Genomic DNA, 11,866 nt, shown 5'->3' on the forward strand with positions numbered 1-11,866 from the left:
GTGGCTCAAAAGTGTTCCGATGTCCTGAGTGCGGGTTCACTCTACCACGGGACTGAAACGGTGCTTTTGGAATCTTTCTAAAAGCTTTGCGGGATACCGCCTCTGTTATCTTTACGGGTAATAGTGCTATCGTCGCATTATCCGGGAACAACCGGAAAAATGTCGCGTAAATGTATCAGACAGGAAAAGGAGAATTTATGACGCAGCCTCTTATCCCTATCGATCAATGTCCAATTCAGATTGAGGACGATCGCACAGGTACAAATGTGGAAACTCTCAAACGGGCTTTTGCAGATAACCTGTTTTATCTTCAGGGTAAGTATGAGTCCCTGGCTACCCAGGATGACTTTTATATGGCTTTGGCTTACACTTTGCGCGATCGCCTCCTGAGTCGTTGGCTAAAGACCATGAAAACTTACATGGAGAAAGATGTTAAGGTAGTTTACTACCTCTCCGCTGAGTTTCTCATGGGTCGCCACATGGGTAATAGTCTGATTAACCTCCATCTTTATGATCGGGTACGTCAGGCCGTCGAAGAGTCTGGGTTAGACTTGGATGAAATCCTCGAACATGAACCCGACCCCGGCTTGGGTAATGGCGGTTTGGGGCGGTTAGCCGCTTGCTTCGTCGATTCCTTGGCTACTCTGGAAATTCCCGCTGTGGGTTATGGTATTCGCTACGAATTTGGGATTTTTACCCAGGCGATCCGCGATGGATGGCAAGCAGAAGTCCCTGATAAATGGTTGCGCTTTGGTAATCCTTGGGAAATTGCCCACCCTGACCAAGCCGTTGAGGTGAAATTGGGGGGCCATACCGAAATGTACCATAATGAAAAGGGAGAGTATAAGGTTCGTTGGATTCCCGCTAACCGGGTAGTCGGGATTCCCTATGATACTCCCGTTCCCGGTTATGATACTAATACGGTTAATCCCCTGCGTTTGTGGCGGGCTGAGGCTTCTGATGATTTCAATTTTGATGCCTTCAATGCTGGCAACTATGATGGCGCGGTCGCTGAAAAAATGCGATCGGAAACTATCTCTAAGGTGTTATACCCCAACGATAACACCCCCCAAGGTAAGCAATTGCGACTAGAACAACAGTTTTTCTTTGTTTCTTGTTCCCTACAGGATATTATCCGCACTCACCTACTGCGACATCCTAGCCTGCATAATCTTCATGATACCGCCGCTATCCAACTTAATGATACTCACCCGGCAGTAGCGATCGCTGAAATGATGCGATTGTTAATGGATGAACATGAGATGGACTGGAATACCGCTTGGCGGGTGACTCAAAAGACCTTCTCCTATACCAACCATACCTTACTGCCAGAAGCTCTGGAAAAATGGTCTGTGGGTTTGTTTGAATATCTACTTCCCCGCCACCTAGAGATTATCTATGAAATTAACCGCCGCTTCTTGGAGGACGTTAAACGCTGGTATCCTGGTGATGATAATTTGATCAGTCGTCTTTCTCTGATTGATGAGTCCGGCGAAAAGTATGTCCGTATGGCGAATTTGGCTTGCGTCGGTAGTCATGCTGTTAATGGCGTGGCTGCATTGCATACCCAACTCCTTAAACAAGACACTCTCCGGGATTTCTATAAGTTGTGGCCCGGAAAGTTCATTAATAAGACTAATGGTGTCACTCCCCGACGCTGGATTTTGATGTGTAATCCTAAACTCGCTGAACTTTACAACTCGAAAATCGGTGAGGGTTGGTTGAAAGACCTTAGTCAACTCAAGCAGTTGGAAAAATATGTTGATGACCCCGATTTCTGTCAGCAGTGGCGAGAAATTAAGCTGCACAATAAGCGACAGTTAGCCCAATATATCTGGGAACATAACGGCATCGAAGTTGACCCCCATTCGATGTTTGATATACAGGTGAAACGGATTCATGAGTACAAGCGTCAGCATTTGAATTTGCTGCATATTATCGCCCTGTATAATCAGATTAAGCAGAATCCTGACCAGCATATTGTACCCTGTACTTTTATCTTTGGTGGTAAGGCTGCCCCCGGTTATTTTATGGCGAAGTTGATTATCAAGCTCACTAATTCCGTGGCTGATGTCATTAACCATGATCCTGATGTTAGAGGTCGCTTAAAGATTGTTTTCCTCAACAATTTTAATGTTTCTTTGGGTCAGCGTATCTATCCGGCTGCCGATTTGTCTGAACAAGTTTCTACCGCTGGAAAAGAAGCCTCTGGAACCGGAAACATGAAGTTTGCTATGAATGGCGCGATGACTATTGGCACCTTGGATGGTGCTAATATTGAAATCCGCGAAGAAGCAGGCGAGGAAAATTTCTTCCTGTTTGGTTTGACCGCACAGGAAGTCGCTGATACTAAGGCGAAAGGTTATAATCCCAGGGATTATTATAGCAGTAATCCGTCCCTGAAAGCGGTAATCGATCGCATTGCTGCTGGCTATTTCTCCCACGGTGATAAAGAGCTGTTTAAGCCTTTGGTTGATTCCCTGATGTACCATGATCAGTATATGCTTTTTGCTGATTATCAGGCTTATGTGGACTGCCATAAACAGGTCTCCAAAACTTACAGTGATCAGGATAAGTGGACTCGGATGTCTATTTTGAATGCACTGCGGATGGCTAAGTTTTCTAGCGATCGCACTATTCGAGAGTATTGTAATGAAATCTGGAATGTGCAGCCTGTACCTATTGAGATGGAAGAATACAGCCAAGAAAATGCTGGTTTGAATCTCGGTAAATAACTACATTCTCGTGGGTGTTTGGGGCGGCTACAAGTCGCCCTTTTTTCGTTCACAGAACTATCGCCGCCTTAAATTATGTCCCACTGCTGAAAGTCCATATAACTGCTCTGGTTGCCTTCTTGTCTGTGTAGTCGCTGGGAGAATTAGCACCAGAGTTTTAAAAAAAAGCGATCGCCTTAGTCTGCTATAAAAATTAACGATACAGTCTAAAGTACAAATCAGCCAACCATTATAGGGAAGTTTATGTCAGAGCAAAAATTTGGTGTCATTGGTCTAGCGGTCATGGGTGAAAACCTCGCCCTAAATGTCGAACGCAATGGCTTTCCTGTCGCTGTTTATAACCGCACCAGTGCCAAAACTGATGAGTTTATGCAAAAACGCGCCCCAGGAAAAAATGTCAAACCCGCCTACAGCCTCGAAGAATTTGTCCAGTCCCTGGAACGTCCCCGGCGTATCCTCGTCATGGTCAAAGCCGGTAAACCTGTCGATGCCGTCATTGACCAATTGAAACCCCTGTTGGATCAGGATGATATGATTATCGACGGGGGAAATTCTCTCTATGAGGACACAGAGAGGCGCACCAAGGAACTCGAAGCTACTGGTTTAGGGTTTATGGGTATGGGTGTCAGTGGTGGCGAGGAAGGCGCATTATGGGGTCCTAGTTTAATGCCCGGAGGAACCGAGAATTCCTATCAGGCCCTTGAACCCATTTTAACTAAAATTGCCGCTCAAGTTGATGACGGCCCCTGTGTCACTTATATTGGCCCTGGCGGTGCCGGTCACTATGTCAAAATGGTTCACAACGGCATTGAATATGGCGATATGCAGCTGATCGCAGAAGCCTATGACCTCCTGCGTAATGTCATTGGCTTGAATGAACAACAGCTTTATGAGGTCTTTGCTGAGTGGAACACCACCGATGAGTTAAACTCTTTTCTGGTTGAAATTACTGCCGATATTTTTAAGCAAAAAGACCCCGAAACTGGCAAGCCTCTCGTTGACTTGATTTTGGACTCGGCTGGACAAAAAGGAACCGGACGCTGGACCGTCGTTAGTGCTTTGGAGTTGGGCGTTTCTATCCCTACCATTACTGCTGCTGTGAATAGCCGGATTATTTCTTCCTATAAGGATGAACGGGTAGCCGCCTCTCAGCAATTGCCGGGACCTAGTGCTAATTTTGATGGCGATGTTAGCGCTTTTATTAATAAGGTTCGTGATGCCTTGTACTGCTCGAAAATCTGTTCTTATGCTCAGGGTATGGCGCTTATTGGTAAGGCTTCTCAGGAGTTTAATTATCATCTGAATTTGGGCGAAATTGCCCGCATTTGGAAAGGTGGCTGCATTATTCGGGCGGGATTTTTGAATAAAATTAAGCAGGCTTATGACCAAAATCCACAATTGCCTAATTTGCTACTTGCGCCCGAGTTTAAGCAGACTATTCTTGACCGTCAGTCCGCTTGGCGGGAAGTTCTCGTCACTGCCAATACTATGGGTATTCCCGTCCCGGCTTTTAGTGCTTCTTTGGATTATTTTGATAGTTATCGCCGCGTGAGTTTACCTCAAAATTTAACTCAAGCACAACGAGACTATTTTGGCGCTCATACTTATGAGCGTATCGATAAACCCCGGGGGCAGTTTTTCCATACTGAATGGACTAATGTTGATTAATTCTCAGGTTTAGTCCCTTCGTGATTAACTGAGTTTTCCCTCACCCACAAACCCCCCACCTCTGGGGGGCTGCTTTATGCTATAAGGTGGCTATACATTCTATTTGCACTCGTGCATTTTCCGGGAGTTGCGACACCGCTACACAGGTACAAATTGGCAGATTTCCATCGGTGAAATAGCTAGAGTAAACGCTATTCATGCGATCGCTTTCCTGCAAGTCTACCATAAAAATCGTCGTTTTCACCACCTTAGACCAACCTACTCCCGCCGCCGTTAAAATCGCGCCAATATTATCCATAACTCGCCGCGTCTGGTCGGTAATTTCGTCATCACATAACATAATATTTAGGCGGGGGTCTATCGCTATTTGACCCGCAATATATATACAGTCATTAATGATAACCGCTTGGTGAGGACTATTAGGAGATTTCGGCGCGTTTTCTGTATTAATAAATTCTGCCTTAGTCGAGTTTCCCCCAGACTCCCCCCCTTCCACAATCGAATAATCATCAGGGTCGTAAACTTCACCGTCTGGCATAATTGCGCCAATGATTTGAGCTTCTTGATAGTTAGTTAGGTACAAATTGGCATCAGTTAAATTGGCTCCGACAAAACTCGCATTTTTAACTTTGGCTTTCATTAGATTAGCTGTTTTGATGTTAGCTTGCTTGAAATTAGCCCCCTCTAAACAAGTCTCTCTCAAGATGGCTTCCTCTAGATTTGCCATTTTAAAATTACATTTTTTGCAGTTAGCTGCAGCCAAGTTGATGCGGAATCCATAAATGCCAGAAAAATTACATCCTTCTAAATCCAAATACGACCAATTTATGGAAAACATTTTACTACCAGAAAAATTAACATTTTTGATTATAGCTTTAGCCATGTTAATATCATCAAATCGACTAGATTCCTCGAATTGAGCCCCGGTTAAATCTGCCCCAGAAAAATCTATGGTTTGCAAATCAGACTTGATAAAACAGGCGTTAGTTAAGTTGGCATTAACAAATTGTACGGATTGGAAAGTTGACCCACTAAAGTTACAATTCTTGAGATTAGCATGATCAAAGGTCATCTCTTGAAAGTCAGAGTTGCTTAAATCAGCACCTTCTAAGTTAATCTCACTCAAATTACATCCTTTCCAAGTAGTATAAGATAAATCGACTCCGGGGAAGTCGCGTTCACCTAGTTTGTATCTGTCAAACAATTTTTGTGCTTCCATTTTCAGTTAGTCCTGGTAGATGTGGTTTTGACCCTATCCCAGAGTAGATATCTGCTGGGTATCGCACTATCAATTATATCTGATTATACCCCCATAGTGGATTTTTTAGGTGCTGGCTATACATTGGATTTGCACTCGTGCATTTTCCGGGAGTTGCGACACGGCTACACAGGTACAAATTGGCAGATTTCCATCCGTGAAATAGCTAGAGTAAACGCTATTCATGCGATCGCTTTCCTTTAAGTTTACCATAAAAATGGTGGTGTTCACCACCTTAGACCAACCTACTCCCGCCGCCGTTAAAATCGCGCCAATATTATCCATAACTCGCCGCGTCTGGTCGGTAATTTCGTCATCACATAACATAATATTTAGGCGGGGGTCTATCGCTATTTGACCCGCAATATATATACAGTCATTAATGATAACCGCTTGGTGAGGACTATTAGGAGATTTCGGCGCGTTTTCTGTATTAATAAATTCTGCCTTAGTCGAGTTTCCCCCAGACTCCCCCCCTTCCACAATCGAATAATCATCAGGGTCGTAAACTTCACCGTCTGGCATAATTGCGCCAATGATTTGAGCTTCTTGATAGTTAGTTAGGTACGAATTGACATCAGTTAAATCGGCTCCGATAAAACTAGCATTTTTAAGTTTTGCTTTCATCAGATTAGCTTTTTTGAGGTTAGCTTGCTTGAAATTAGCCCCCTCTAAACAAGCCTCTCTGAAGATGGCATTTTCGAGGTTTGCCAGTTTAAAATTGCAGTTTTTGCAGTTAGTTTCTGTCCAATTAGTTCCATGTAAATTAGTTTTATAAAAGCTACATCCTTCTAAGTCTAAAAAAGACCAGTTTACGTCGCTAAATTTAACTTTGTCAAAATTGACATTTTTGGTGATGGCTTGAGCGATTTCACAACAACTAAATTGACGACATTCTCCGAATTGCGCTCCGGTTAAATCTGCCCCAGAAAAATCTATGTCGCGCAAATCAGACTGGATAAAATAGGCGTTAGTTAAATCGGCATTAACAAATTTTACCGATTGCAAAGTTGACCCACTAAAGTTACAATTCTTGAGATTAGCCTTATTAAAAACCATATTTTTCAATTCAGAGTTGCTGAAATCAGCACCTTCTAGGTTAATCTTACTCAAATGACATCCTGGCCAATTAGTATCAGATAAATCGACTCCGGGGAAGTCGCGTTCACCTTGTCTGTATCTGTCAATTAATTCTTGTGGTTTCATTTTCAGTTAGTCCTGGTAGATGTGGTCCTGAGCCTATCCCAGAGTAGATATCTGCTGGGTATCGCACTATCAATTATATCTGATTATACCCCCATAGTGGATTTTTTAGGTGCTGGCTATACATTGGATTTGCACTCGTGCATTTTCCGGGAGTTGCGACACGGCTACACAGGTACAAATTGGCAGATTTCCATCCGTGAAATAGCTAGAGTAAACGCTATTCATGCGATCGCTTTCCTTTAAGTTTACCATAAAAATGGTGGTGTTCACCACCTTAGACCAACCTACTCCCGCCGCCGTTAAAATCGCGCCAATATTATCCATAACTCGCCGCGTCTGGTCGGTAATTTCGTCATCACATAACATAATATTTAGGCGGGGGTCTATCGCTATTTGACCCGCAATATATATACAGTCATTAATGATAACCGCTTGGTGAGGACTATTAGGAGATTTCGGCGCGTTTTCTGTATTAATAAATTCTGCCTTAGTCGAGTTTCCCCCAGACTCCCCCCCTTCCACAATCGAATAATCATCAGGGTCGTAAACTTCACCGTCTGGCATAATTGCGCCAATTATTTCAGCTTCTTGATAGTTAGACGCATAAACATAAGCATTAGTTAAATTGGCTCCGATAAAACTAGCATTTTTAACTTTGGCTTTCATCAGATTAGCTTTTTTGAGGTTGGCTTGCTTTAAATTAGCTCCCTCTAAACAAGTGTCTTTTAAGATAGCATTTTCGAGAATTGCCATTTTAAAATTGCAGTTTTTGCAGTTAGAATTAGCTAAGTTTATGCAGGTTCCATTGATGCGAGAAAAATTACAGCCTTCTAAATCAAAAAGCGACCACTTTATCCCAGTCATATTAATGCCAGAAAAATTGACATTTTTGATAATAGCTTTAGCCATATTAATATCACTAAATCGACTAGATTCCTGGAATTGAACCCCGGTTAAATCTGCCCCAGAAAAATCTATGGCGCGCAAATCAGACTCGATAAAACAGGCGTTAGTTAAATCGGCATTAACAAATTCTACGAATTGCAAAGTTGACCCACTAAAGTTACAATTCTTGAGATTAGCCCTATTAAAAGTCATATTTTTAAAGTCAGAGTTGCTGAAATCAGCACCTTCTAAGTTAATCTCACTCAAATTACATCCTTGCCAAGTAGTATAAGATAAATCGACTCCGGGGAAGTCGCGTTCACCTAGTTTGTATTTGTCAAGCAATTCTTGTGCTTCCATTTTCAGTTAGTCCTGGTAGATGTGGTTTTGAGCCTATCCCAGAGTAGATATCTGCTGGGGATGGCACTATCAATTATATCTGATTATCCCCCCATAGTGGATTTTTTAGGTGCTGGCTATACATTAGATTTATACTCGTGTATTTGGGTTGGGGTGTACCCACGGAGATTATACCATTTTTAAGGTTGGGTGCGCCACAATGATTAATTATTATAAAAAACCTCGATTTTGTAGGTGGTTATTGGATGGGGGGAAAACTGTATATCTGTGGATTGGGTCAGGTGAAATCATCCTAACCTACCTTAGACCCACCTAGTCCCACGATTACATAACAAAATAACCAGTCAGCAAGATATGGGCGGATTTGGGAAAAGAAAATGTGACGATCGCACAAAATCTGTTAGAATGGAAAACGATAATTTTGCATCGACCTAGAACTCAAAAACTGATGCTGCCAAGGCAAGAACTACTTAACGGAATTGAAAATCGAGATTGTATCGCCAGAATTATCGACCTGGCGGAACAGGCTTTAAAAACCTGGGAAATTACCCAAACCGAGTTTCTCTCACCCCCAGAAATCGCAGAAGCACAAGGAATTTTTCGGCGACTGACAGAAATACAAGCGTTATCCTGGGGGGGTTATCCGCAAGCAGAACGTCAGCGAATGGCGATCGCACGATCAGAAATCCCCCTCGACTCAAGCCATGTAGAAATCGCAGCGATCGACATTTCCGGGAACTTTTTATTTGATACCGCGACTCACCGGGATTTTTTGGGTTCCTTATTAGGGACGGGAATTGTCCGGGAAAAAACTGGGGATTTAATAGTGTTAGGAGAACGGGGAGCCCAGGCTATTGTGATTCCTGAATTGGTCGAATATCTGGAGATGAACCTAACCCAAGTGCGGACAGTTCCCGTTAAGGTGCAACCAATTGATTTAAGCGAGTTGAAAGTTCGAGAACCTAAGAAAAAAGCCATGACTACCGTTGAGGCTTCTTTGCGTTTAGATGCGATCGCTTCTGCGGGGTTTGGGATGTCTCGGAGTAAAATGGTCAACCTCATTGATGGTGGTGATGTGCGAGTTAATTGGAAAGAAGTTAAACAAGCCAGCATTGCTATTAAAACCGGAGATTTAATCGCTATTCGCGGGAAAGGCAGATTGGAAATTGGGGAGGTTTCTGTCACCAAAAAACAGCGCTATCGAGTCGAATTAACTAGATATAATTAACTGATAATTAAACTATGTGGCAGGTGCAACCATCCCGAAAAATTCCTGATTGGATGATAGCAGAAATCCGGCGACATCACCCTAATATTTCCGGGAAATACTTGTCTCAACTGTTACTCTCTCGGGGAATTTCTACACCCGACAAGTTGACTAGATTTCTGGAAATTGACAGCTATCAACCCGCCAGTCCGGCTGAATTTGGGGCGGAAATGCAGCAGGCGATCGCTCGATTAACTCTCGCTTATCAGAGATGTATCAGCGACAATAACCCTGAAAAAATCGTGATTTGGGGAGACTTTGACCCAGACGGTATCACCGCGATCGCCGTTTTGTGGGAAGGGTTGCGACAGTTTTTTGGGTCCTCTGTTTCCTACACTATTCCTAACCGTTTGACCGACTCCCACGGACTAAACCAACGGGGAATTGAAACGTTGGCGGCGCAAGGTTGTAGTCTGATTATTACCTGCGATACCGGAAGCACAAACTTAGCCGAATTACAACTCGCGCAAAATTTGGGTATTGATGTCATTATCACAGACCACCATACCTTACCACCCACACGACCCCCCGTCGTGGCGATTATTAATCCCCGCAATTTACCCTCAGACCATCCCCTTTATCATCTCTCAGGAGTAGCGATCGCTTATAAGTTAGTAGAAGCATTATATATGGCTTTACCAGGCGTTTCTCAACAGCCTTTAGAGAATTTACTCGACTTAGTGGCTATTGGTTTAATGGCGGATTTAGTTGAAATTACCGGAGACTGTCGCTACTTAGCCAAACGGGGGATTCAACAACTCCAAAAACAACAGAAAAACCCCACCCGTCCGGGAGTTTCCCAATTGCTGAAATTATGCAAAAACAATGGCGATCGCCCTACCGATATATCCTTTGGTATCGGTCCGAGAATTAATGCAGTTAGTCGCATTTATGGGGACGTTAGTTGTGTGGTGGAATTACTCACCACCCGCGACAAACAACAGGCGTACAAATTAGCCTGGAATACGGAAATGGCTAACCGTCGCAGCCGAGAGTTGCAGAAAAATATCGCTGATGATGTGCGTAAAAAGCTGCAAAAAATCGACTTATCTACTACTTATGCGATCGTCCTGAGTGACCCTCAATGGTATGTGGGATTATTAGGATTAGTCGCGGGTCAAATCGCCCAAGAATATCGTCGCCCCACTATTTTACTGACTACCGAAGGCGGTACCGAAACCGGACTAGCTAGGGGGTCAGCCAGTTCAATTCATCCTATTGACCTCTATGATTTAGTATATAGTCAACGGCATCTATTGCATAGTTTTGGGGGTCATCCTTTCGCCGCCAGCTTGAGTTTACCCATTGAGAATATCCCCATATTTAAACAAGTCATAGACCAGCAACTCCGACAACGTATGGGGGGAATATTACTCCCTCAATCTCCCATTATAGTCGATTTGGTTTGTACTGTCGCAGAATTGGGTTATAATTTATTCCAAGAACTAAAATTGCTCGAACCCTGTGGAATAGGAAATCCAGTCCCCAAGTTATTAATTAAGAATTGTTGGTTTGAGGATGTTTGGAATAAAAATATTGTGGATTTACGGCGTAAACAAGTTAAGTATATTAAGACTACCTATCAGCTATTTGATGATTCTACGGAATCAGGTTTTCCTGGGGTTTGGTGGGGTCACTATAAAGAAGAATTACCCCCCGGTCGATATGATGCGATAGTCGAGTTGGATTTTAATACTAATAGAAGTAAGTGCGAAGTGCGATTATTAGCTGTGTGTCCAGCCTTATCAGAAACGGAGATTAACCCGCCATTAATTACTGTTGAGATAGTGGATTTTCGGAATCGTGAACATGGGGAAAGTACAGTTTTTCCTGGTGAGAATAACCCCATAGAAAGTAGTTATTTGGTGGTGAGTAATTGTCCGACCAGTTGGGAGGAATTAACAGCCAAGTTTATTGAGGCTTTCAACGCTGAGAAAAAATTGGCGATCGCCTATTCTCTCCCTCCCAGAATATCACCCCCAGAAGTGTGGGAAAAACTCACCGAAATCGCGGATAATTTAAGCCATAATCACCAAGGGATTAGTCCCCAGGAATTACGAGAAATCTTGGGAATTGGGGATATAGCTTTAAGTAGGGGTTTAGATTGTTTAAAATCCCTAGGCTACCAGATAAAATTAGCCGAGGATACCCCATCAAATAAGCAGTTATATATTACCTCCCAGACTACTGCTGACGGGGGGGATATCTGTGAAGATGACGATGATTTTGCCACCTTACTAGACATCTTTTTTATCACCATTGAAGAAGAAAAATTTACCCGCCAATATTTCTGTGAAGTTTCCCTAGAAACCATCCAGGCTACCTGTAGAATGAGTCAACTCAAATCAATTTATAGTTTCCCCGGATAGTCGCCATTGTAGCACCGAGAAGCGATCGCCTTTCCAGCCACTTCCGCCATTTTAGGGATTGATTGACAATCTTTGTACAAATTCCTGATATTCTGGGGTAGCTATTCCTTCCTGTAAC

7 protein-coding genes are annotated in these 11,866 nt (G+C 43.2%); 4 read left to right on the plus strand and 3 right to left on the minus strand.

The genetic code is table 11. The annotated features are described in order from the left end of the window. The first annotated feature begins 197 nt into the window (after positions 1-197). Positions 198-2,735 (plus strand): glycogen/starch/alpha-glucan phosphorylase, encoded by a 2,538-nt coding sequence (locus P5683_RS05535; RefSeq protein ID WP_006669298.1) that lies wholly within the window; start codon positions 198-200, stop codon positions 2,733-2,735. A 243-nt stretch (positions 2,736-2,978) separates the two neighbouring features. Further along, entirely contained in the window at positions 2,979-4,403 is a 1,425-nt protein-coding gene (gnd, locus tag P5683_RS05540; RefSeq protein ID WP_006669299.1) for a decarboxylating NADP(+)-dependent phosphogluconate dehydrogenase, read from the plus strand. Positions 4,404-4,482: 79 nt separating this feature from the next. Here gnd and P5683_RS05545 read toward each other — a convergent pair whose 3' ends face one another. From P5683_RS05545 to P5683_RS05555, 3 genes are all read right to left on the minus strand, one after another. Further along, positions 4,483-5,622, minus strand: a complete 1,140-nt coding sequence (locus P5683_RS05545) for a Rid family detoxifying hydrolase (RefSeq protein WP_315638960.1) — start codon at positions 5,620-5,622, stop codon at positions 4,483-4,485. Positions 5,623-5,727: 105 nt separating this feature from the next. After that, a complete protein-coding gene (locus P5683_RS05550; protein ID WP_315669425.1) occupies positions 5,728-6,867 on the minus strand; it encodes a Rid family detoxifying hydrolase in 1,140 nt (379 codons plus the stop codon). A gap of 105 nt (positions 6,868-6,972) precedes the next feature. Continuing rightward, positions 6,973-8,112, minus strand: coding sequence for a Rid family detoxifying hydrolase (locus P5683_RS05555; RefSeq protein WP_315644819.1), 1,140 nt, complete (start codon positions 8,110-8,112; stop codon positions 6,973-6,975). Positions 8,113-8,560: 448 nt separating this feature from the next. Here P5683_RS05555 and P5683_RS05560 point away from each other — a divergent pair, with 448 nt between their 5' ends. Next, the gene (locus tag P5683_RS05560) at positions 8,561-9,340 is read left to right on the plus strand and encodes a photosystem II S4 domain protein (RefSeq protein WP_006669302.1); all 780 of its coding nucleotides are present in this window, start codon (positions 8,561-8,563) and stop codon (positions 9,338-9,340) included. A 14-nt stretch (positions 9,341-9,354) separates the two neighbouring features. Continuing rightward, positions 9,355-11,748: a single-stranded-DNA-specific exonuclease RecJ gene (gene recJ, locus P5683_RS05565; protein ID WP_315641740.1), complete on the plus strand. Its 2,394-nt coding sequence runs from the start codon at positions 9,355-9,357 to the stop codon at positions 11,746-11,748. Positions 11,749-11,866 lie beyond the last annotated feature (118 nt).

It is taken from the genome of Limnospira sp. PMC 1279.21, assembly GCF_032349615.1.
Lineage (GTDB): Bacteria > Cyanobacteriota > Cyanobacteriia > Cyanobacteriales > Microcoleaceae > Limnospira > Limnospira fusiformis.

Coding starts and splice junctions, on each gene's coding strand:
- P5683_RS05535 (WP_006669298.1), top strand. CDS start 198: ATGACGCAGCCTCTTATCCCTATCGATCAATGTCCAATTCAGATTGAG.
- gnd (WP_006669299.1), top strand. CDS start 2,979: ATGTCAGAGCAAAAATTTGGTGTCATTGGTCTAGCGGTCATGGGTGAA.
- P5683_RS05545 (WP_315638960.1), bottom strand. CDS start 5,622: ATGGAAGCACAAAAATTGTTTGACAGATACAAACTAGGTGAACGCGAC.
- P5683_RS05550 (WP_315669425.1), bottom strand. CDS start 6,867: ATGAAACCACAAGAATTAATTGACAGATACAGACAAGGTGAACGCGAC.
- P5683_RS05555 (WP_315644819.1), bottom strand. CDS start 8,112: ATGGAAGCACAAGAATTGCTTGACAAATACAAACTAGGTGAACGCGAC.
- P5683_RS05560 (WP_006669302.1), top strand. CDS start 8,561: ATGCTGCCAAGGCAAGAACTACTTAACGGAATTGAAAATCGAGATTGT.
- recJ (WP_315641740.1), top strand. CDS start 9,355: ATGTGGCAGGTGCAACCATCCCGAAAAATTCCTGATTGGATGATAGCA.